Consider the following 23,623-nt stretch of genomic DNA (forward strand, 5'->3'; position numbering starts at 1 on the left):
AGTCAAAATCAGCTGAAAGTGAACAAACCTTTTTAAACTTTAGCCATAATCAGGCACCTAGGCATTTTTGCTTAGGTGCTTTTCCTTTTATTTCATGATAGGATAGAGAAGACAGAAAGGGAGTTGACTATGACAGAACAAACAACTGAAATCACTGCTTACGAGCGTTCCGTAGCGCTTGTGAAGGCAGAACTCACTCAATATAAACCAAAACAAATCGATACGGTATTAGGCCTCTTGCAAGATGGCAACACCGTACCGTTTATTGCACGTTATCGTAAAGACCAAACCGGTTCTTTAGATGAGGTGCAAATCCGTGAAATCGAAGAGCGCCAACGGTATTTGGAAAACTTCGAAAAACGGAAAGAAGAAATTAGCCGTCTGATTGACGAGCAAGGCAAACTCACGCCAGAGATTACGGCTGCGTTAAGCAAGGCGACAACGTTAACAGCGTTGGAAGATATTTATCGTCCGTATAAACAAAAACGCCGCACAAAGGCAACGATTGCTAAAGAAGCCGGATTAGAGCCATTTGCATTATGGTTACTCATGACGACAAAGGATTCTGTAGAGGAAAAAGCAGCAACCTTTATCAATGAAGAAAAAGCGATTCTAACGGTCGAAGATGCAATTAACGGTGCCGTAGAAATTATCGCTGAATGGATTTCCGATGAAGCGAAATACCGTAAACAATTACGTCAATTTACGCAAAAGAACGGAATCGTGAAGTCTGTCGTGAAGAAGGAAGAGCTCGACGAGAAGAAAGTCTACGAAATGTACTATGACTACGAAGAGCCAGTGAAATCCATCGTTCCTCACCGTGTGCTTGCCCTTAACCGTGCAGAAAAAGAAGATGTAGTCCGCGTGACGATTGAAGTCGACGTGACAAACCCTCTTACAAAGATTAAAGAAGAGAAAATCAAAAATCCTTCTTCGCCGTCAGCTGCGATTGTTGAAGGCGCGATTGAAGAAAGCTACAAACGATTCATCGGACCAGCTATCGAACGCGAAATCCGTAATGAATTAAGTGAAAAGGCGCAAACGCAAGCGATTGCCATTTTCGGGGAGAATTTGAAGAATCTATTATTACAAGCGCCAATGAAAGGCCAAGTCATCTTAGGACTCGACCCAGCATACCGTACAGGATGTAAATTAGCGGTAATCGACGAAACAGGAAAAGTACTTGGTAAGTCTGTGATTTACCCTCACGTAGGAGCTTCAGAAGCCAAACGCGCTCAAGCAGGCGGACAATTCCGTCGCATCGTGGAACAATATGGCGTGACACTTGTGGCAATTGGAAACGGAACGGCTAGCCGTGAGTCTGAACAATTTGTGGCAGAGCAATTAAAACAAATCCCACGCAAAGTTGTTTACACCATCGTCAGCGAAGCAGGAGCGTCAGTTTATTCTGCCAGCGATATAGCCCGTCAAGAATTTCCTGATTACCAAGTTGAAGAGCGTTCAGCAGTTAGCATCGCTCGTCGTTTGCAAGACCCACTTGCAGAACTTGTAAAAATCGATCCAAAAGCTGTTGGGGTTGGACAATACCAACACGACGTTCCGGAAAAACAACTAGATGAGCAGTTAGACTTTGTTGTTGAAACAGCCGTGAACAAGGTTGGGGTAAATGTGAATACGGCTAGTGCCGCTCTCTTAGAGCACATTGCAGGATTAACGAAAACAACCGCAGCAAACATGGTCACTTTCCGTGACGAAAACGGCAAGTTCACAAACCGTACGCAATTGAAGAAAGTACCTCGCTTAGGGCCAAAAGCTTACGAGCAAGCCGTTGGGTTCTTGCGAATCATCGATGGAACAAACCCATTTGACGGTACCGACATTCACCCAGAGTCTTATGATGTCGCTAAAGCCATTTTGAAAAAAGCCAATGCCGAAAAATTAGCGTTGGGTTCACCAGAGTTAGAAGAAGCTCTTAAAGGCCTTAATACTAAAGAATTAAAAGAAGAATTTGGCATCGGACAAGAAACACTGGAATTAGTGATGGATGGATTATTGAAACCAGGACGTGACCCACGTGAGGAAGTCGCAGGCCCAATCTTACGAAGCGATGTCTTGAAGATGGAAGACTTACAAGTGGGAATGGAACTCGAAGGAACCGTTCGTAACGTAGTGGACTTCGGCGCATTCGTCGATATTGGTGTGAAACAAGACGGTCTTGTGCATATTTCGAAATTGAAAAAAGGCTTCGTGAAACATCCAAGTGATGTCGTTGCGGTTGGAGATATCGTAACAGTGTGGGTGACGGAGCTTGACCTCAAAAAAGGTCGTGTCGGCCTCTCTATGATCGGACCGGAAAATAAATAAGTAGATAAGCTATTACTCTGTTCTGACGGAACTCTTCATAGTAGCGACAATAGCTGTACCGGGGTGAGCTTTTTAGTCTCACTCACTACTGAGCCTCAAAGGGACTCTACGGGAAACCCCTAGAGTCCCTAATTCACATCAGTTACACTCGCTATTGTTGCTACTATAGATTCCGAGCAGAACTTCGTAATAGCTTTTTTTGTTTTCGTCATAGAGAAGCCTTAGTGGAAAGGAAGCGTGTATGGCAATTCCTAGTAAGAGCTCCATAAAAGATTTTCTGTACAACCATAAATAAGAGTTAGTACTAGCACAGTTTTAGCTAGATGGAAAGATAGAATTCTCTTTTAGTTACTTGCACAGAAAAACTACTAAAAAGTAGAATACAAAAAATAATTTGCTGTATAAAGATGATTCCGCAAAGACTAACGGATTCTATAATCACAGTAACGTGATATGTATTAAAGCGAATTACAGGGCGTAGAAATTTATTTCATACGCCTTGTTTGAGGATTTAAAGGTGAGAGACTTAGTGGCTCGAACCGGTGCAACGTTACAGTGATGATGAAGCAATCCGTTAGGCGAAGAGGAATCATCAGTCCATCACAGCGAACTCTAAATTTTCAGTAAATTCCACTTGCATTAGTGGTATTTTTTTATAGATGCAAGTATACTAGAATAGTATATGCATAACGGAAAGGGGAATGTGAGATGACTCAAAATCCTGCTTTAGTTCAGTTGAAAGAAAATGCAAAACAAATCTATCAACTGATTTCAAAACAAAAAACACATCTTTGCTTGGCGAAATGCCCTGCTTTCGAAGAGATTATCGACACACAATTATTCGGTTTATCAAAACAAGTAGAATTTGCTGTAGCGATGGATTTAATCCATGCAAATGAAGGACATAAAATTATGGCGGATTTGGAGTATGCTTTAAATGATATGTATACCCAAATCTATGAAGAAACGTACCAAAAGTAGAGGAGGACTCTCGTGTTAAATTTTCATGAAAAAATGAAACGCCTCCTAAAAGTAGATCCGCTAATTATGGGGTTATATGTATTACTTTCTGTATTTGGACTAGTTATGGTCTATAGCGCAAGTAGTTATTATGCTTTAGTCAATCAAGGAAACTCCGAAGCTTTTATGGTAAAACAGCTCTTATATATCGTCCTTGGGGTGCTATTGGCGCTAGGAATTTCCATTCTTCCAGAGAAATGGATGAAGAGCGAAAAAGTGATGGGCGCTACTTTTGGGGTCATTTTTATACTACTGGTTGTCGTATTATTCACGAAAGGAATAAATGGGGCAAAGAGTTGGATTAACTTAAAAGTGTTTAATTTGCAACCGTCAGAATTAGTAAAACTATTTGTAATTTGGATTTCTGCTTATTTATATAGTAAGAATGAAAGAAGTAAACGAGATTGGAGATTCTATTTAGTCCCAGCTGCTGTCACTATCTTCCTTTTTGGAATGATTATGCTTCAACCCGATTTAGGGACGGGGATAATTGTTGTTGCAGTGGCCCTTTTACTAGGGTTAATGACGGGTGTTTCTAATCGTGCATTAGCTTCCTGGGGTGCAGTTTTTGCGCTTCTATATGGAATTACGTATTTAGATTCGTCTGTTTTTGAAAAAATCAGACTAAAAGCCTATCAAGTCAGTCGTTTTACATCTTTTCATAATCCGTGGTCGGATGCAACAGGTTCTGGATATCAATCCATTCAAGGGTTTCTAGGATTATCTAGAGGAAATTGGTTTGGAACAGGTTTATCAAATTCTGTTCAAAAAACGGGGTTCCTTCCAGAAGCTCATACGGACTTTATCTTGGCTATTGTTGGGGAAGAACTTGGGTTTGTTGTTATTTTCGTCTTGATGCTGGCCATTGTAGGGTTCATTATTGCGATGATCTATAAAGGAAACAAGTGTAGAAGCCTGTTTGCAAAATACTTATGTTATGGAGTAGCGATTTTATTTTTAATTCAATCCGGAATTAATATCGGGGCGCTAGTCGGATTTGCACCGTTAACAGGGGTTCCACTGCCACTTATCAGTTATGGAGGCTCTAGCTTCCTAGCTTCTAGTGTAGGGGTGGGCTTTGTGCTTTGGGCTATTCGAAATGATCAAAAACAAAAAGAACCAACTCCTCCAAAAGAAGAAGCGACTCCAGAAGAAGAACAACAACCAATAGAATTAAAAGCGATGTAGAAGGGAGAAAGAATGGAACAACAAGAAAGACAAGCACTCGTTGTTTGGTTGTATACATTGAAACCAATTAAACAATTGAAGCGATTTGGAAATATTCATTATATTTCAAAGCGTTTGAAATATATCTACTTATATGTGAACAAAGATGAAGTAGAAAGTGTGATGGAACGTTTATCTAATTTCCATTTTGTTCGTAAAGTTGAGCCTTCTCTTCGAAAAGAAATTCGAATGGATTTCACTCAGATTCTTCCTGAATTAAGAGAAGAAATTGAAAAAGAGAAAGCTGAACAAAAAGCTTCAGAGAGATTATAGAAAAATCCGTGTACTCACTTTGTACACGGATTTTTGTCATTTATAAAAAGAGGCCGATAAAGATGGATAGCGCCCCTAAAACAGTAGCCACTACCAGAAAAAGAATGACAGAAGAATAGGAGAAAACAATCCATTTTTTTCCTTCTGTTTCAGAAGAGAGACGACGAGAGAATGATTTCAAAAAATCTGTACGACTTAAGTAGGCGAAGAGGCCTAGCATTAAGAAAACTAAAGCGCACATAAATAAAGCGTTGCTAAAGTGTAGAAAGGAGAAGCCACTGGTGACGCTCACTAATAGTGCACAAAGAAGAATGATGCTACCGGAAAAGATTCCGATTTGTTTAAAATCAAATTTCATAAAGTTGCTCCTTTTCATTGATTCTCTACAATGTACCAGAACATTTAAAAAAGCGCAATTTCTTTTGTGAAACTAATTAGTTGAAACTTTAATTCTTTAGATAGTATGATGAAACAGAATTAGAAGATAAATAATGGAGGTGTAAGGTTGAAAAACTATCTTAAATATATCGCAAAACGTGTTTTTTACATGTTTTTAACACTATTTTTAATTGCGACAATTACGTTCTTTTTAATGAAACTATTGCCGGGGTCTCCATACGCAAATGAGGAGCAACTAACGCAGGCTCAACTCGAAATTATGAATGCGAAGTATGGTTTAGATAAACCCGTATTCGTTCAATACTGGATTTATATTACGGGTCTATTCCGTTTAGATTTTGGACAATCTTTCCAATATAATTCGACGGTAGCGAATTTGATTTTCTCTAGGGTAGGACCTTCTTTCCAACTCGGATTCCAAGCGCTAATCTTTGGAACGATTGTGGGTTCTCTCTTAGGGATGGTGGCAGCCATGAGACAAAATACTTGGGTAGATACTCTAGCGACGTTCTTTGCGATTATCGGACGTTCTGTTCCAAGTTTCGTGTTCGCTGTCGTTTTACAATTGTTGTTTGGGGTGATATTCCCTATTTTCCCAATTGCTTTATGGAATCAAGGTTTTGTTTCCTCAATTTTACCGACACTAGCGCTTTCGATTTCACCGATTGCCGATTCAGCTCGTTTTGTAAGAACGGAAATGGTAGAAGTGTTGCATTCGGATTATATTGAACTTGCTAAAGCAAAAGGATTAAGTCGTTTGGAAGTGGCATTTCGACATGGTTTTAGAAATGCGATTATTCCACTCGTGACGATTCTTGGACCGATGCTCGTAGGATTGATGACAGGGTCAATGGTTATTGAAAATATTTTCTCTATCCCTGGTATCGGTGAGCAATTCGTGAAGTCCATTTTAACGAATGACTATCCAACGATTATGGGTGTAACGATGTTGTATTCAACATTACTCGTTTTTGTGATTTTAATTGTCGATTTACTATACGCTTGGATTGATCCTCGTATTCGTATTACAGATGAAGGAGGGGGAGTATAATGGCAGAAGTATCTGAAAAAGACTTATTCCAAAGAGTAGATTTGAGTCATACGGCTGACCGAGAAAAAATCGCTTCTCCGTCTTTAAACTTTTTACAAGACTCTTGGAGACGATTAACGAAAAATAAGGGAGCGGTATTTTCTCTAGTCATCGTACTAGCGATTATTTTGCTAGCCATCTTGGCTCCAGTGATTGCTCCGTTTGATCCTCTCGAACAAAATGCGCAATTTGCGAATTTACCTGCTCGTATTCCTGGACTCTTTAGTGGTCTTCGAAATGGTGTAGATGTGTATGCGCAACAAGGAGTTCCTGAAGGAGTCAACTTCTATTTTGGGACAGATAATTTAGGAAGAGATTTATTTTCACGTGTTTTATATGGGACACAAACTTCATTAATTATCGCCTTTGCTGCTGCTTTGTTTGATATTACTATCGGAGTGACTTACGGAATTATTTCTGGATGGTTTGGAGGACGGGTAGATACCGTTATGCAACGATTCTTAGAAATTATTTCAGCAATTCCAAACTTAATTATTCTTGTTTTAATGTTATTAGTGATGAAACCAGGCCTCGTTTCGATTATCGTTGCGATTGGGTTTACGAGTTGGGTAACAATGGCTCGTGTTGTCCGTGCGCAAACATTAAAATTAAAAAATCTTGAATATATTTTAGCTTCTCGTTCTTTAGGACAAAGTTTTTGGAAAATTGCCTTTAAGCATTTACTACCGAATATGGCAGGCTTGATTATTATTCAAACCATGTTTTCAATTCCTTCAGCAATCTTCTTTGAAGCCTTCTTAAGCTTCTTAGGAATTGGGATTCCAGTTCCGGATGCTTCACTCGGTTCGCTGATTAATGGAGGATATAAAACATTCCGTATTTATCCAAACTTAATGTGGTTCCCATCAGGAGTCCTCTGTGTCTTAATGATTAGCTTTAACTTATTAGCAGACGGACTTCGAGATGCATTTGACCCGAAAATGAAAGATTAGGAGGATTCGAATGAGCGAAACAATTTTATCTATTGAAAACTTACGAATCCACTTCAAAACTTTCGCAGGAGAAGTACAAGCGATTCGTGGAGTTAATCTTAATCTACAAAAAGGGGAAACTCTTGCTTTAGTGGGAGAATCAGGATCTGGAAAAAGTGTGACTGCTAAAAGTGTAATGCAATTGTTGTCGAACAATGCGATGGTTAAAGAAGGATCTATTCTATTTAAAGGAGAGAATCTCTTAGAAAAAAGCGAACGTGAAATGCAATCCATTCGCGGGAAAGAGATTGCGATGATCTTCCAAGATCCAATGACCTCTTTGAATCCAACCATGAAAATTGGACTACAAATTGCAGAAGTGATTATTAAACACGAAAAAGCTTCAAAAGAAGAAGCCTATAAACGTGCAGAAGAATTACTAGAGCTTGTAGGAATTCCAAATCCAAAAGAACGGATGAAGCACTATCCTCACCAATTCTCTGGCGGTCAGCGTCAACGGATTGTGATTGCGATTGCACTAGCATGTAATCCTGATATTTTAATTGCCGATGAACCAACAACGGCTTTAGATGTGACGATTCAAGCACAAATTTTAGAGCTATTAAAAGAATTGCAATGTAAATTCCAAATGGCCATCATCTTTATTACGCATGATCTTGGGGTTGTGGCAAATGTCGCAGACCGTGTTGCCGTGATGTATGCAGGTAAAGTTGTTGAAGTCGGAACTTCTGATGAAGTTTTCTATAATCCTCAACATCCTTATACATGGGGGCTCCTTCGTTCGATGCCGACTTTACATACAGGAGATACCTTATATGCGATTCCAGGCTCACCACCAGATTTATTAGATCCACCTAAGGGAGATGCATTTGCTCTTCGTAGCGATGTGGCGCTTGAAATCGACCGCGTAAAAGAACCGCCTATGTTCCAAGTGTCTAAGACGCATTTTGCAGCTACTTGGCTACTGGACCCACGTGCGCCAAAAGTAGAAGTGCCTGAGGAGATTTTGAGAAGACGTAAAATCTTTTTTGGAGAAGGAGGTGCGTCTAATGACTAATACAACTGAAAAGAAGAAACTGGTTGAAGTGAAACATTTAAAGCAGTATTTTGGAACAAAGAAAAATGTCGTAAAAGCCATTGATGATATTTCCTTTGATATATACGAAGGGGAAACTTTCGGGTTAGTAGGAGAATCAGGTTCTGGAAAATCAACAACAGGAAGAGCACTTTTACGCCTATACCAACCGACAGATGGGGAAATCCTTTTTGAAGGGAAAGATATTGCGACACTAACCAAAGGGAAGGAACTTCTTGAGTTTCGAAAAGAAGCGCAGATGATTTTCCAAGATCCTTATGCTTCACTAGATAGCCGGATGAAGGTGCGTGATATTATTGCAGAAGGTATTGATATTCATCATTTGGCTTCAACAATAGAAGAACGAAACCAAATGGTCGATGAGTTGCTAGAAACAGTGGGGCTCAACCGAGAACATGCCAACCGTTATCCGCATGAATTTTCAGGAGGTCAACGTCAACGAATCGGGATTGCCAGGGCGCTCGCCTTAAATCCAAAATTCATCGTTTGTGATGAGGCAATTTCTGCACTAGACGTTTCGATTCAAGCACAAATTGTGAATTTGCTAAAGAAACTCCAGAAAGAAAAAGGACTCACTTATCTCTTTATTGCTCATGATTTATCCATGGTGAAATATATTAGTGACCGGATTGCTGTCATGTATCGTGGCCGTATTGTAGAAATGGGCTCTGCAGAATGTGTCTATACGAATCCACAACACGCTTATACGAAGAGTTTGCTATCTGCTATTCCTCTTCCAGATCCTCGTGAAGAGAAAAATCGCAAGCGGATTGTTTATAAAGGTGAAGATTTCGATGAGAATGCTACTCTGCAAGAAGTGGAACCTGGTCATTTCGTTTTAAGATAATGAAGAAATAGAGGAAAATCGTACTTTTTATGGAAGCTATAGACATTTTTGGTAGAATTCTGTAAAATAACAGTACTATCTGAATTAATAGATAGTCCGCTTTCAAATGCGGATGAATAAGGTTTGAGGATTTGATTGCATTTCCTCCTAGGAAACCTTAATGAGAAGGGAGAGAAAGTTATGTCAAATCAAGTAGTTTTTGATAAAGTAGCTCAATTGATTGCAAACCGTTTTAGCGTTGACGCTTCAACCGTAACGGAAGGCATGACATTCCAACAAGACTTAGGCGCAGATTCACTAGATGTCGTGGAATTAGTTATGGAATTAGAAGATGAATTTGGAATTCAAATTTCTGATGAAGATGCAGAAAACATCACAACAATTGGAGACGCAGTGAATTATATCACTGAACATCAAGCTTAATATTCAAAAAGGATGGTAGATTTTTCTACCATCTTTTTTTATTAACAAAGAAATAAAATATTCATGATGTTCACAAATTAAAGACAATTTCTACATAATGTGTACAAAATGTTGAAGTGGTGCGGTTTTTATAATTAAAAATAAATGAAAAAATAATAAAAAAATAATGAGAAATAATATTTAAGGTTGAAGTGAGATGGGAATAAGAGTAAAATCTAAGATATTCTAAAAACAAATCCAAACTTGGAGGGAAACACATGAACAAAAAAGCAATTGCTGGTTTATTAGGTGCTGCTTCATTAGTAACTTTAGCTGCATGTAATAATAACAAAGCGAATAACGCGGGTGGGGAATCTGCTGCAAAAGCATCAGAACGTAAATTCCCAACTGAAGTATCAAATGAAGGGACAGTTGTAAAAGGCGGAACAATTAACTATGCGATTGTATCTGATTCACCATTTAAAGGGTTAATTAACCCATTACTATCAATTGATAATTCAGATGGTGCATTAGAAGATTTTGCTTTTGCAAACTTATTCGAATTCGATGAAAACCAACGCATCAAAAAAGATGGCGGTATGATGGAATTCACTTTAGACAGAGAAAATAAAACTGTAACGTTAAAATTACGTTCTAAAGACTACAAATGGTCAGACGGACAACCTTTAACAATCGATGACTATATCTTTACTTATGAATTTGTTGGTAATAAAGACTATAACGGTGTTCGTTACGATGAAAATGCTGAAAATGTTGTTGGTATGGAAGAATTCCACGCAGGAAAAGCAGATAAAATCTCAGGACTTGAAAAAGTGGATGACCAAACTGTTAAAATTCACTTGAAAGAAGTATATCCAGCTTTAGAAAAAGGTGGAAATGCTATTATGAGTAATATCTTGCCAAAACATATCTTCAAGGATATGACTTATGATCAAGCAGTGGCTTCAGACGCGGCTCGTACTAAAGTTGTTGGTAACGGACCATTCATCGTTGATAAAGTAGTTCCAGGGGAATCTGTAACATTCAAGAAAAACCCTTATTACTACAAAGGTGAACCTAAAGTGGACGGCGTAAAAGCGGACATTGTATCTCAAGACTCAATCGTTCAAGAAATGAAAGCTGGTAAATATGACTTTGCTTCAATGCCTCAAGAACAATATGATACTTATAAAAACTTATCAAATATCACATTGCTTGGTAACATCACAAACAGTATTTCTTATGTTGGTTTCAATATGGGTCACTTTGACAAAGAAAAAGGTGAACACGTATTTGAACCTTCTAAGAAAATGAGTGATCCAGCTTTACGTAAAGCAATTGCTTACGCATTAGATAATGAACAAGTAGCTAACGAAACTTATCAAGGTTTACGTATTGCAGCAAATACATTATTAACACCATTCTTCGGTGAAATCTATGCGGATAAATCAGAAGTTCCAGGATTCACATACAATCCAGAAGAATCTAAGAAAATCTTAGCCGACGCAGGTTATAAAGATACGGATAATGATGGCTATGTAGAAGATAAAGAAGGTAAACCATTAACGATTACATTATTAGTTCCAGTTGGTAGCCAAACAGATGAAGCTGTTATTCAACAATACATCGAATGGTGGAAAAATGTTGGTTTACGCGTAGAATTATTAAATGGTCGTGCATTAGATTTTAACGCATACGCTGAAAAATTAACAAAATATGCGGATGACTTCGATATGTGGTTAGGTGGATTCACAATTGGTTACAACCCTGACCCAGATGGATTATACGGACCAAAAGCTCGTTTCAACTTCTCACACTACGTGAATGATGAACACAATAAGTTAATCGAAGAAATTGCTTCTGAAGCTTCATTCGATCAAGCTAAACGTGTTGAATTATTCAAAAAATGGCAAAAATTCGTATTCGAAAACCCATTCCAAGTTCCACGCTTCAACACTTACTCACTAACAGCAGTAAACAAACGTGTTAAACATGTAGATATCGCTCAAGGTAAATCAACAGGATGGGAAGAAGTAGAATTACTTTCTGATACTGGTGTTGCTGATAAATAATTGAATGAAATCTTATTTTAAGGCCTTGCTTTTGCAAGGTCTTTTTTTGTATAAAAAGAAGTTTAAAAAGAAAAGAGTTCTTAATGAAATATAGTCTAAATCAGGTACTTAAAATAAAGTTAAAAAAGAATATAGATTTTTCTTGCAAATAATTAAAATTCTGTTAAAATTAACATCAAGAATTAATTTGTCAGACAATTCATCTGAAGTTAGGATGGACTTGAAGTCTGAGAGTGGAGGAAAAATGAAAAAGAAGAGCTTATTATTTTTATCAGCTGCAGCGGCAGCAGTAACATTAGCAGCATGTGGGAATGCTAATAATGGAAATAGTGGAAACACTTCATCTGAACCAGCAAAAGCAAGTTCAAAATCAAAATTCAATTCAGAAGTTACTCATGAAGGAACTGCAATTAAAGGCGGAACATTAAAATACGCTTTAGTAGCAGCTTCACCATTCAGTGGTATTTTCATTGATGAATTATCAACAAACACGACTGACTCATCAATTGCAAGTCAAGTAGACCAATCAATGTTTGAATATGATGAAAACCGTAAATTAACAAATACAGGTTTAGCTTCATTAGAATTAGACGTTGAAGGGAAAACAGCAACTGTAAAATTAAATGCAAAAGACTATAAATGGTCAGATGGACAACCGTTCACTATCGACGATTATATCTTTGCGATCGAAGCAATCGGTAATAAAGACTATACAGGGTCTCGTTATAATGACCGTTACCAAAACATTGTTGGAATGAAAGACTTCCACGAAGGTAAATCAGATAAAATCTCTGGTGTTGAAAAAGTGGATGACTACACTGTTAAACTTCACTTTGAAAAAATGTTACCATCAATGCAATTAGCAGGTGGAGCGATTCCAGCATATACAATGCCAAAACATATCTTCAAAGATATTCCAGTTAAAGATTGGGAACAAAGTGACTATGTTCGTGGTACAAAAGTAGTTGGCTTAGGACCGTTCACGATTGAATCAATCGTTCCAGGGGAATCTGTAACCTTAAAAGCAAACGAAAACTTCTATAAAGGTCGTCCTAAAGTAGATAAAATGGTGATGCAAGTAGTTTCTCCAGACTCAATCGTTTCAGAAATGAAAGCTGGAAACTACGATATCGCAAGCATGCCAAGTGCTCAATACGAAGCATTCAAAGATTTAACAAACGTAACATTCTTAAGTTCATTTGCGCCTTCTTATGAATATATTTCATTCAAATTAGGAACATTTGATAAATCACAAGGTAAAAACGTAACGAATCCAAACGCTAAAATGAGTGATCCTGCTCTTCGTCAAGCAATTGGTTATGCACTAGATATCGATTCAGCTGGTGAAAACTTATACCACGGATTGAACTATGGTACAAACTCTATCATCTTACCATTCTTCAAAGATGTATATAACAAAGAGCAAGAAGGATTTACTTACAACCCAGAGAAAGCAAAACAATTATTAGATGAAGCGGGTTATAAAGATGTTGATGGTGACGGAATCCGTGAAAATAAAGATGGTTCTAAATTAACGATTAACTTTGCCGCTCGTACTCGTGACGCAGCGAATGAGTCATTAATCCAACAATACTTAATTTGGTGGAAAGAAGTTGGTTTAGATGTACAACTTTATACAGGTCGTACAATTGAATCAAATAACTTCTACGTTAAAATCCAAGCAGATGATCCAGAAATCGATATGTTCGCTGGTGGTTGGGGAACAGGTTATGATCCAAACCCATCTAACTTGTTTGGTGAAACAGCTAAATTTAACTTCTCTCGCTATGTAAATGAAAAAGGTACTGAAATTATGAAGAAAATTTCTTCAACAGACGCTTTTGACGATGCGAAAAATAAAGAGTTCTACAAAGAATGGCAAGCATATGCTAAAGATGAAGCTTTCATGATTCCAACTTTAGTAGGGGATAGTGTAACTGCTGTTAATAAACGTGTGAAATACTATGACACTTCAATTGCAACAAGTGGTTCTAAAGCTCAAGTTTACCAAATCGAATTGACTTCTGAAGATGGAGCAAAATAATAAAATGAAGACAAGTCTAGGAAATTTCCTAGGCTTGTTTTGTTTTTGAAAAAATTCAAAAATGAGTAAAAAATGATGAAAATTAAAATAAGATTAAAAAACACTTGCAATTTGATAAAAAATCAAGTATTATAGTCCCAACATAAATTTATGGATTCGAAATAAGCGCAAAACAAAAGAACGGAGAATGAATATGAACAAGAAAAAAATGATGATTTTGTTTTCTGCAACGACAGCTTTAACCTTAGCTGCTTGTGGCGGAAATAATAGTAGTTCGTCGACAACAAGTACTGAAGCTAGTACACCCAAAACGAAGTATGCATCAGAAGTCACTCATGAAGGCACGCCGATTAAAGGCGGCACATTAAAATATGCTATCGTATCTTCATCACCGTTTGCTGGAATTTTTGCGGATGAGCTATCTCAAAATACTACCGATTCAACGATCGGGGGGCTTATAGATGAAAGCATGTTTGAATATGATGAGAACCGTAAATTAACCAATACAGGTCTAGCAAGTATTGAATTTGATGTTGAGAATAAAACAGCAACGGTCACTTTAAATTCAAAAGAGTATAAATGGTCGGATGGTCAACCAGTGACAATCGATGACTATATTTTCGCTTATCAAGCTATCGGAAATAAAGACTATACAGGTGTTCGTTACGACGGTGATTTTAAAAATGTCGTCGGAATGGAGGAATATCACAGTGGAAAAGCAGATAGTGTTTCAGGTCTTGAAAAAGTGGATGATTACACTGTAAAAATTCACTTCAAAGAAATGAGCCCGTCAATGCAATTAGCGGGAGGTTCTGTTTCTGCATACATCATGCCAAAACATATCTTCAAAGATATTCCTGAAGCGGAGTGGGAACAAAGTGATTACGTTCGTGGTAAAAAATTCGTTGGACTAGGACAATTCAAAATTGATTCTATTGTAGCCGGAGAATCTGTGACACTCGTTCCAAATGAACACTATTATAAAGGTGTTGCTAAAGTAGATAAAGTCGTAATGGAAGTCGTTTCACCAGATAATATCGTGTCAGAAATGAAAGCTGGTAATTACGATATCGCGACAATGCCAAACGCGCAATATGAAGCTTATAAAGATTTAACAAATGTGACTTTCTTAAGTTCACAAGCTTCAACCTATGAATATATCGGTTTCCACTTAGGAAAATATGATACTGCTACAGGTAAAAACGTAACAAATCCAAATGCAAAAATGAGTGATGTAAACCTACGTCAAGCGATGGCGTATGCACTAGATGTTGAAGCAGCGGGTCAAAACTTGTATAACGGATTACAACATGCCTCAAATTCTATTATCATTCCGTTCTTTAATGATGTTTATAATAAAGACCAAGAAGGATTTACTTACAATCCTGAAAAAGCGAAACAATTATTGGATGAAGCAGGATATAAAGATGTGGATGGAGATGGGCTTCGTGAAAACAAAGACGGTTCTAAGTTGAAAATTACTTTTGCCGCTCGTACACGTGACGAAGCCAACGAATCATTAGTACAACAATACTTAAACTGGTGGAAAGAAATCGGGTTAGACGTTCAACTGTACACAGGACGTACGATTGAATTGAACTCATTCTATGATAAAGTTCAAGGAGACGATCCAGAAATCGATGTGTTTGCAGCAGGATGGTCAACAGGTTACGATCCAAACCCAGAAGGATTGTTCGGGGAAACAGCGAAATTTAACTTTGAACGTTATGTAGATCCAGAAGGAACTGCAATTATGAAGAAAATCAGTTCAACAGAAGCCTTTGACTCAGCGAAAAACATTGAGTTCTACAAAGAATGGCAAAAATACGTTCATGATAAAGCGTTTATTTTCCCAACGTTAGTCGGAGAATCGATTACTGCTGTTAACAAACGTGTGAAATACTACGATGTTAACTTAGGTAGTCAAAAATCAGCTCTATATCAAATCGAATTAACGAGTGATACAGCAGCGAAATAAGGTTTCAAAAAGACTGGCACTGCCAGTCTTTTTCGTTCCTATAGAAAAAAGCTTTAAAAGAAAAATCAATTGGAAGATTTTTTCATTTTTTAGAATGAATCAAAATTAAAATAACATGAGAAAAGTTAATTTTTTGCTCATAAATAATAGCATTCAAGTCTAATTCATGGTAAACTAAAAATACGTTGTATTTGCGCTGGAATTGTCTTACAATTTGCATTCAAGCTGGAATCAACGTATAATGGAAACAATGTTTATTATTTTAAAATACAAATAGTTACACTACAAAAAATAAGGAGGAATCGGATTTGACAATTGATAAGCCACTATTAGAAATCAATAACTTGCACGTTGGTTTCCGTATCAAAGATGATTTTTATGATGCAGTAGATAATGTATCTTTAACATTAGAAAAGAATGAAATTTTGGCCATTGTTGGGGAGTCAGGATGTGGGAAATCTACACTAGCGACAACTATCATGGGATTACACAATAAAAACAACACAAAGATTACTGGAGACATTATTTATAATGATGTGAATTTAGTAAACTTAAATGAAGCGTTATATAACAAAATTCGCGGAAATGATATCGGAATGATTTTCCAAGATCCATTGGCTTCATTAAATCCTTTGATGACGATTGGTGCTCAAATCGACGAAGCTCTTTATTATCATACAGATTTAAATGAAAAAGAACGTACAGAACGTGTATTAGAATTGTTAGGACAAGTAGGGATTCCAAACCCACAACGTACTTTCAAACAATATCCACATGAATTATCAGGTGGGATGCGTCAACGTGTGGTTATCGCGATTGCATTATCATGTAAACCACCAATCATCATTGCCGATGAACCAACCACTGCCTTGGACGTAACCATCCAAGCGCAAATCTTAGACTTATTAAATGATATCCAAAAAGAAACAGAATCTGGAATCATCTTAATCACTCACGACCTTGGGGTAGTAGCAGAAACAGCTGACCGTGTAGCCGTGATGTATGCTGGACAATTTGTAGAAGTGGCACCAGTTGCTGAATTATTTACAAACCCACAACATCCTTATACTCGTTCATTACTACAATCAATCCCACAAGCGGGTTCAGAAGGTCAAGAATTACACGTAATCAAAGGAACAGTGCCACCATTACCAAAATTACCACGTAAAGGTTGCCGTTTCGCTCCACGTATTCCGTGGATTTCAGCGGACGCTCACGAAGAAGATCCAACACTTCATGAAGTTGGGCCAAATCACTTCGTTCGTTGTACATGTTATAAACATTTCCATTTTGAAGGGGAGGAAGCATAATGAGCGGTTTTGTAACCATTGAAGATTTAAAAGTTCACTATCCGATTCGTAGTGGCTTCTTTAACCGAGTAACGGATCATGTTTATGCGGTTGACGGAGTGTCACTTGAAATTGAAGAAGGGAAAACTTACGGTCTTGTTGGAGAATCAGGTTCTGGGAAATCAACTATCGGTAAATCGATTATTGGTCTAGAACACGTAACAAGCGGTAAAGTCATTTACGAAGGGCAAGACGTAACAAACAAAGCACGTCGTCGTACTTCAGACTATAACCGTAATGTACAAATGATCTTCCAAGATTCACTATCAAGTTTTAACCCTAAAAAACGTATTTTAGATATCGTAGCTGAACCATTAAGAAACTTTGAACGTTTATCTCCAGAAGAAGAGAAAAAACGTGTTATCGAATTAATGGAAATTATCGGATTATCTGAAGAAGCATTATTAAAATATCCACACCAGTTCTCAGGTGGTCAAAGACAACGTATCGGTGTTGCTCGTGCTTTAGCAAGTAACCCTCGTTTAATCATCGCCGACGAACCAGTATCAGCGTTAGACTTATCTGTACAAGCGCAAGTGTTAAACTACATGAAACGTATCCAAGATGAGTTCAACTTAAGCTACTTATTTATTTCCCATGACCTTGGGGTTGTAAAACATATGTGTGATGAGTTATTCATCATGTACCGTGGACGTTTCGTTGAAACTGGACGTGCTGAGGATATTTATGCAAATCCACAACATATTTATACAAAACGTCTATTATCTGCGATTCCGGTTATCGATCCAGAAAACCGTGAAGCAAACAAACTTCGTCGTAAAGAAGCTGAGAAATTCTATCAAGAAAATCAAAAACTTTATTATGATGAAAACGGTCGTGTATTCGATTTACAAAAAATCTCAGACACACATGCTGTTGCATTAAATCCAAAAGGAGGAAACTAATTATGTGGAAAACCATTTTACGTCGTGTGTTATTGATGTTGCCACAAATCTTCATCCTTAGTGTGTTAGCATTCTTAATCGCGAAGATGATGCCAGGGGATCCATTTACAGGTTTAATTACTCCAGAAACGGATCCAAATACAATTGAAGCTTTACGTGTGAAATCTGGATTCTATGATCCACTTCCTGTACAATATTGGAACTGGATTTCTAAAGCTTTCCGCGGAGACTTCGGTCAAAGTTATACTTACAAATATGAAGTTACAAAATTAATCGGTGAACGTATTGGTAACACAGTTTGGTTATCATTATTAACATTGATTTTAACTTACTTAATTGCATTACCATTAGGGATGATTGCAGGTCGCTACCAAAACTCTTGGGCTGACAAAGCAATCGTAGTATATACATTCATTACTTACTCAATCCCAGTATTCGTATTCGCCTTAGTATTATTATGGTTATTTGGTTATACATTAGGTTGGTTCCCAACTCGTGGTTCTGTCGATTCAGACGTCGTGAGCGGAACATTAGCTTACTACTTGAACAAATTCCACCACTTAATTCTACCAGCGTTTACGATGGCGATTCTTTCAACTACTGGTACGATTCAATACTTACGTACTGGGGTTATCGATGCGAAGAGCCAAGACTACGTTCGTACAGCACGTGCGAAAGGGGTTCCTGAAAATGTTGTGTTCAACCGCCACATCTTCCGTAACTCAATCTTACCGATTGCAGCTTTCTTAGGATATGAATTCACTGGTTTAATCGGTGGTTCTGTATTTATCGAAAACATCTTCTCATATCCAGGAATGGGGAACTTATTCGTATCATCTATTACAGGACGTGACTACTCAGTAATCTTAGCGTTACTATTACTATTTGGTACAGCGACTCTTCTAGGTACGCTATTATCAGATATTATTATGAGTATTGTAGACCCACGTGTCCGTGTACAATAATTAAAGGAGGAGTAGCAAATGGAGCAAAATAATGTAAATACAGTTGAAGAAACTGTCGTTGAAGAAAGCACCGTATCTACACCGCCTGCTGGTTTTCAGGTTATTGTACGGGAGTTTTTAAAAGATAAAATTGCCTTAACAGCGTTAATTTTATTAGTGTTAATTTTCTTAGTGATCTTTATTGGACCAATGTTTATTAATGAAGATACAGCTCTTAAAGTAAACATTTTAGGTCGTTATAAAGCTCCATCAAATGCGCACATTTTAGGGACTGACGAAAGTGGTCGTGACGTTTTAGCCTTATTAATTATCGGGGCTCGTAACTCAGTATTAATCGGTTTCTCAGTTACAATCTTGACATGTATCATCGGTATCATCGTTGGATTGATTTCTGGTTACTACGGTAAATGGGTGGACACAACTTTAATGCGTGTCGTTGACTTTATCATGATCTTACCAACATTGATGATCATCATCGTGTTCGTAACAGTGATTCCAAACTACACAATGTTCCACTTCGTATTTATCATGACAGCCTTCTATTGGGTAGGTTCTGCTCGTTTATTCAGAACACGTACACTTCAAGAAGCAAGTTTAGACTATGTAAATGCATCTAAGACATTAGGTTCAAGTGATATCCGTATTATGTTCCGTGAAATCTTGCCAAACTTAAGTTCATTAATTATCGTTAACTTAATCTTACGTTTAGCAGGGAACATCGGTATTGAAACAGGGTTAACTTACTTAGGTTTCGGTTTACCATTTACAACACCATCACTTGGTACATTAATCTCTGCAGCGAAAAATGCGGACATCATTGAAAACAAATTATGGGTTTGGTTACCAGCCACAATCTTAATCTTAATCATGATGTTATGTATCAACTATGTTGGTCAAGCCTTACAACGTGCAGCGGATTCTCGCCAACGTTTAGGTTAATCATAAAACAGCAAAAGAGATTGAAGGAAACTTCAGTCTCTTTTTTTGTGCGCAAAAGGCCAAACAGAAAATTTTTTCGTACCTAATAGAGAAGAAAAGTTTAGGTTTTCGATGTTTGGTTGTGAAATAGAAGGGAATCTAGTAAAATAGAGAATACAAATGGCGAAAGGAGTGGCCACGATGTACGTAAGTGAATCATTTGAAACGGTACTAAAGAACCGTGAATTGAAACTGGATAAGAAAGATTTAGGCAATGACGGAATTGCGTTTCTGGGTCTGTATTCAGAAGGAGAAGATGAGTTTCCGTTTAGCGTCGTGTTTGATGATAGCCAGGACCGTACCGATTACCAAATCACTTATGAAGGAATCGGAAATGGAAAAGACTTAGGTTTAGATTTATTCGATGTACTTTTTACCATTAATCGCTTAAACCAGGAGTTAGTGGCCTACTATACGCTACTCATGGATCCAGACGGTGAACTTTTTATTCGCTATGTGGGAAGAGTAACTCCATTTGAAACTTTCACTTTGTATGAATTACTCGTGATTGGTTCAAAAATTGCCTCAGAAGTACGAAGAACATTATTAGAGTTAAAGGATGAGAACGATATTTAAGAAGTATTCTGATTTGATAAAGCCATTCGACATTATTATTGTGCTCGTGTTATTGGTCTTATCATTTTTACCAAATGCAATTTATGCTTACCAACAAGCAACCGTCAAAGAGGAAGCCAAAATATATGCCATCATTACCATTGATGGGGAGGAAGTTCAGCGCATCGAGTTGAGCGAAAACACGCCTCGTGAAGAGTTTTATTTTGAACCTCATGATAATCAATATAATATTATCGAAGTTGATGGAACTAGAATTAGAGATAAAGAGGATAATAGCCCCGATCAGATTGCTGTGAATACGGGCTGGATTTCTAAACCGGGGCAGACCAGCATCTGCTTACCACATGGCTTGATGATTGAAATTGTCTCAACCGAGCCTGCCAATAGTGATAATGACACCATTATCCCGTTATAAAATAAAGGAAAGTTCGCTGCAGTTGTAGCGGACTTTTTGATTTCTCGACATTTCCCGTTCCAAGGAGGAGAGTATTTTTCCCGTTGCCTTTGCGGTACGCCAAATGGACTAAAATCACACAGCAAATTTTTATACACCAAGCTATTTCGGAGTTTTATTAGGACATCCTCCTAGTAAGAATTTCTCTATGAAGAAGACGATGAGGAGAATCAAGCGGATTTTATAATAGCAGTAATGGGGGATAGCATTCAAAGTGAATTACGTACTCTTGAAAATTTATTTTCTAGAGTACGTTTGAATCTTGAAAGAGCTTGAGACCATGGCTCAAGCCGGTGCCCCATTACAGCTATAATAAAAAAATCCGCAAGGATTCGAATCAGCGTCATAAGCCCAACCTTCAAGAAGCACCAAAAGAAATCCTATGAATAGTTAATGCACCACTTATTTTATAAAAAACTCACGAAAGAGCGCTGGAATATGGTATTATAGTGAAATAAGGAGGAATGCACTGTGCGAATTATTTCAGGAGAATTTGGCGGAAGACGCTTAAAGGCAGTACCGGGCCAAAATACTCGTCCGACGACAGACAAGATAAAAGAATCGCTCTTCAATATTTTGGGCGGTTATTTTGACGGAGGAGTCATGCTCGATATGTACAGTGGAAGCGGAGCCGTTGCCATTGAGGCCGTTTCTCGTGGGATGGACCGTGCGTTTCTATTCGAGAACAATCGCCTTGCACAAAAGACGATTGAGCAAAATATCGAGATTACAAAATCGCCCGAGCAGTTTCATTTAAAACGACAAAACGTGAAACAAGGACTCAAAACCATTGCAAGTGATCCGGCGTTTGAACCGTTCGAGTTGGTCTTTATGGACCCACCGTATCGCTTGCAAGAAATTGTAAAAGACATTGAGCAGTTGCAAGAACTCAACCTGCTTTCCGCAGACTGCGTGATTGTCTGTGAGGTGGATAAGGAAGTGCAACTTCCCGAGCGAATTTTAGAACTTGAGCAATATAAGCGCGTGGAGTACGGGATTACAGCCTTAGTGTTCTTTGACCGTGCGGCTAGCGAAGAGGAGGCTTAGTATGAGAAAAGCGGTAGTAGCAGGAAGCTTCGATCCGATTACGAATGGGCATTTAGATATTATCGAGCGAAGCAGTGAGCTCTTCGATGAAGTGATTGTGGTTTTATCGCATAATGTTCAGAAAAATTATTTATTTTCATTAGACGAGAGAAAATCATTGGTCGAAAAAGTGATTGCGCATGTATCCAATGCTAGAGTGGTAGCCGTAAGCGGAGGATTAACCGTAGAGGCTGCAGCCAAGTTAGGAGCAAGCGTTCTTGTGCGCGGGGTTCGAAACGCAACCGACTTCGAATATGAAGCGACTCTTGCATCCCATAACCGTGTTCAAAACGGGGAAGTTGAAACGGTTCTTTTGCTCAGTAAGGAAGAATACCGATTTGTAAGCTCTTCGATGATGAAGGAATTGGCACGTTTTGGTGGGGATGTCAGTCCTTTTGTCCCTGAAGTTGTAAAAAGTGCATTAGAAGAAAAGTATAAGGATGCGCCAGAGAGAAAGATTAGAATGGATAAGGAGATTACAAATGTCGAAGTCTAAGAAAATTTTTTATATTATTTTAACGGTTATTTTGTTAGCGATTATTTCATTCATTCCCATTCCTTACGTCATTGAATCTCCCGGAACGGCTGAAGATGTATCTCAGTTTCTAACGGTCAATGGGACAAAAGATGAAGAAGAAGGGGCACTGCGAGTGCTGACGGTCTATATAGAGCAAGCAACCGTCCTAACTTCTTTAAAACAATTTTTCAAACATCATGAGATTTTACCTGAAGAAAAAGTGTTTGGAAACTATACACCAGAAGAATATAATCAATTACAAGAGTTCAGTATGCGAAATGCACGTTCAAAAGCAGTTCGTGTCGCCTTTGAAGCAGCTGGAAAGTCAGTAGAAAGTAAAGTCAACGGTATTTTTGTCACTCGAGTGGATCAAAATTCTAATTTCCGTGATAAATTAAAAGTCGGTGATATCATTGAAACAATTGATGGAAAGAGACTTGAAAATACGGATGAGAGTCTTGAAGAACTACAAGATTATCTTTCTTCATTGCAACCAGGTCATTATTTATCGCTGATGGTCAAACGCGATGGAAAGCCTCAACTCATTCGAGAGCAATTAAAAATGAACAGTCGTACTGGTAGAATTCGTTTAGGATTTGATGGAGAGATTGATGAAGACGTAACTTCGGATCCGTCGATTGAATTTGATCCTCATGGTGTCAGCGGCACTTCAGGAGGTTTAATGTTCACGCTTGAAATCTATAATCAAATTACAAACAGCCATTTGAAAAAAGGACATAATATTGCGGGAACTGGAACGATTGAATTAGATGGAAAAGTTGGAAGAATCGGTGGGATTGATAAGAAATTAGTAGCTGCGATTGAAGCTGGAGCTACTGTTTTCCTAGCACCGGATGATGAAATCACGGATGAGATGCGTGAGCGTTATCCAGATATCAAGACAAATTACGAAGAAGTCAAAGAAGCAGCTGAAAAGTTAGGGACGGATATTAAAATCTATCCTGTGAAAACTTTACAAGAAGCGATTGAGATTCTAAAAAATCTATAACAGGAGAGTCATTTTTCTCATATCTTTAATTGGAGCAATCTTTTTAAGGAGTGAGAAA

22 protein-coding genes are annotated in these 23,623 nt (G+C 37.9%); 21 read left to right on the forward strand and 1 reads right to left on the reverse strand.

The features are described from left to right. Window positions 1-129 precede the first annotated feature (129 nt). The 4 genes from HMPREF3103_RS04795 to HMPREF3103_RS04810 all read left to right on the forward strand — a co-directional run bounded on the left by HMPREF3103_RS04795 (window position 130) and on the right by HMPREF3103_RS04810 (window position 4,845). Window positions 130-2,325 (forward strand): Tex family protein, encoded by a 2,196-nt coding sequence (locus HMPREF3103_RS04795; protein WP_070437726.1) that lies wholly within the window; start codon window positions 130-132, stop codon window positions 2,323-2,325. Between the two features lie 708 nt (window positions 2,326-3,033). Further along, window positions 3,034-3,306: a DUF1507 family protein gene (locus HMPREF3103_RS04800; protein WP_070437729.1), complete on the forward strand. Its 273-nt coding sequence runs from the start codon at window positions 3,034-3,036 to the stop codon at window positions 3,304-3,306. A gap of 12 nt (window positions 3,307-3,318) precedes the next feature. After that, window positions 3,319-4,533, forward strand: a complete 1,215-nt coding sequence (locus tag HMPREF3103_RS04805; protein ID WP_246826959.1) for an FtsW/RodA/SpoVE family cell cycle protein — start codon at window positions 3,319-3,321, stop codon at window positions 4,531-4,533. A gap of 12 nt (window positions 4,534-4,545) precedes the next feature. After that, the gene (locus HMPREF3103_RS04810) at window positions 4,546-4,845 is read left to right on the forward strand and encodes a YlbG family protein (protein ID WP_005607343.1); all 300 of its coding nucleotides are present in this window, start codon (window positions 4,546-4,548) and stop codon (window positions 4,843-4,845) included. A gap of 40 nt (window positions 4,846-4,885) precedes the next feature. Here the strand turns inward: HMPREF3103_RS04810 and HMPREF3103_RS04815 are convergent, their stop codons facing one another. Further along, window positions 4,886-5,203 carry a hypothetical protein gene (locus tag HMPREF3103_RS04815; protein WP_070437732.1) on the reverse strand — a complete coding sequence of 106 codons (318 nt, stop codon included), beginning with the start codon at window positions 5,201-5,203 and terminating at the stop codon, window positions 4,886-4,888. Window positions 5,204-5,350: 147 nt separating this feature from the next. Between HMPREF3103_RS04815 and opp3b the strand changes: the two genes are divergently transcribed. From opp3b to HMPREF3103_RS04900, 17 genes are all read left to right on the forward strand, one after another. Beyond that, a complete protein-coding gene (opp3b, locus tag HMPREF3103_RS04820; protein ID WP_070437735.1) occupies window positions 5,351-6,295 on the forward strand; it encodes an oligopeptide ABC transporter permease in 945 nt (314 codons plus the stop codon). Next, window positions 6,295-7,287, forward strand: a complete 993-nt coding sequence (locus tag HMPREF3103_RS04825; RefSeq protein WP_049554338.1) for an ABC transporter permease — start codon at window positions 6,295-6,297, stop codon at window positions 7,285-7,287. Before opp3b ends, HMPREF3103_RS04825 begins: the two co-directional genes overlap by 1 nt. A 10-nt stretch (window positions 7,288-7,297) precedes the next feature. Beyond that, a complete protein-coding gene (locus HMPREF3103_RS04830) occupies window positions 7,298-8,344 on the forward strand; it encodes an ABC transporter ATP-binding protein (RefSeq protein ID WP_070437738.1) in 1,047 nt (348 codons plus the stop codon). Then, entirely contained in the window at window positions 8,337-9,230 is an 894-nt protein-coding gene (locus HMPREF3103_RS04835; RefSeq protein ID WP_070437746.1) for an ABC transporter ATP-binding protein, read from the forward strand. The genes HMPREF3103_RS04830 and HMPREF3103_RS04835 overlap by 8 nt, the downstream gene beginning before the upstream one ends. 180 nt (window positions 9,231-9,410) lie before the next feature. Then, the gene (gene acpP, locus HMPREF3103_RS04840; RefSeq protein WP_049554341.1) at window positions 9,411-9,653 is read left to right on the forward strand and encodes an acyl carrier protein; all 243 of its coding nucleotides are present in this window, start codon (window positions 9,411-9,413) and stop codon (window positions 9,651-9,653) included. A gap of 257 nt (window positions 9,654-9,910) precedes the next feature. Further along, a complete protein-coding gene (locus HMPREF3103_RS04845; RefSeq protein ID WP_070437748.1) occupies window positions 9,911-11,704 on the forward strand; it encodes an oligopeptide ABC transporter substrate-binding protein in 1,794 nt (597 codons plus the stop codon). Between the two features lie 244 nt (window positions 11,705-11,948). Beyond that, on the forward strand, window positions 11,949-13,748 hold the full coding sequence (locus HMPREF3103_RS04850; RefSeq protein ID WP_070437751.1) for an oligopeptide ABC transporter substrate-binding protein: 1,800 nt from the start codon (window positions 11,949-11,951) through the stop codon (window positions 13,746-13,748). A 193-nt stretch (window positions 13,749-13,941) separates the two neighbouring features. After that, window positions 13,942-15,726, forward strand: a complete 1,785-nt coding sequence (locus tag HMPREF3103_RS04855) for an oligopeptide ABC transporter substrate-binding protein (RefSeq protein WP_070437754.1) — start codon at window positions 13,942-13,944, stop codon at window positions 15,724-15,726. A gap of 308 nt (window positions 15,727-16,034) precedes the next feature. Beyond that, the gene (locus HMPREF3103_RS04860) at window positions 16,035-17,036 is read left to right on the forward strand and encodes an ABC transporter ATP-binding protein (RefSeq protein ID WP_005607318.1); all 1,002 of its coding nucleotides are present in this window, start codon (window positions 16,035-16,037) and stop codon (window positions 17,034-17,036) included. Then, the gene (locus HMPREF3103_RS04865; protein WP_049554349.1) at window positions 17,036-17,980 is read left to right on the forward strand and encodes an ABC transporter ATP-binding protein; all 945 of its coding nucleotides are present in this window, start codon (window positions 17,036-17,038) and stop codon (window positions 17,978-17,980) included. Before HMPREF3103_RS04860 ends, HMPREF3103_RS04865 begins: the two co-directional genes overlap by 1 nt. A gap of 2 nt (window positions 17,981-17,982) precedes the next feature. Beyond that, window positions 17,983-18,945, forward strand: coding sequence for an oligopeptide ABC transporter permease (gene opp4B / locus HMPREF3103_RS04870; RefSeq protein ID WP_070437757.1), 963 nt, complete (start codon window positions 17,983-17,985; stop codon window positions 18,943-18,945). 18 nt (window positions 18,946-18,963) lie between these two features. Further along, entirely contained in the window at window positions 18,964-19,884 is a 921-nt protein-coding gene (locus tag HMPREF3103_RS04875; protein WP_070437760.1) for an ABC transporter permease, read from the forward strand. A gap of 180 nt (window positions 19,885-20,064) precedes the next feature. Continuing rightward, window positions 20,065-20,499, forward strand: a complete 435-nt coding sequence (locus HMPREF3103_RS04880; protein WP_148128808.1) for a hypothetical protein — start codon at window positions 20,065-20,067, stop codon at window positions 20,497-20,499. Continuing rightward, a complete protein-coding gene (locus HMPREF3103_RS04885; RefSeq protein WP_049554353.1) occupies window positions 20,483-20,914 on the forward strand; it encodes a NusG domain II-containing protein in 432 nt (143 codons plus the stop codon). The genes HMPREF3103_RS04880 and HMPREF3103_RS04885 overlap by 17 nt, the downstream gene beginning before the upstream one ends. 510 nt (window positions 20,915-21,424) lie before the next feature. Continuing rightward, the gene (gene rsmD, locus HMPREF3103_RS04890; protein WP_070437766.1) at window positions 21,425-22,000 is read left to right on the forward strand and encodes a 16S rRNA (guanine(966)-N(2))-methyltransferase RsmD; all 576 of its coding nucleotides are present in this window, start codon (window positions 21,425-21,427) and stop codon (window positions 21,998-22,000) included. A 1-nt stretch (window position 22,001) separates the two neighbouring features. After that, window positions 22,002-22,535, forward strand: a complete 534-nt coding sequence (coaD, locus tag HMPREF3103_RS04895) for a pantetheine-phosphate adenylyltransferase (protein WP_070437769.1) — start codon at window positions 22,002-22,004, stop codon at window positions 22,533-22,535. Continuing rightward, window positions 22,522-23,565 (forward strand): SepM family pheromone-processing serine protease, encoded by a 1,044-nt coding sequence (locus HMPREF3103_RS04900; RefSeq protein ID WP_070437772.1) that lies wholly within the window; start codon window positions 22,522-22,524, stop codon window positions 23,563-23,565. Before coaD ends, HMPREF3103_RS04900 begins: the two co-directional genes overlap by 14 nt. Window positions 23,566-23,623 lie beyond the last annotated feature (58 nt).

The sequence above is a fragment of the Granulicatella sp. HMSC30F09 genome, assembly GCF_001806915.1.
GTDB lineage: Bacteria > Bacillota > Bacilli > Lactobacillales > Aerococcaceae > Granulicatella > Granulicatella adiacens.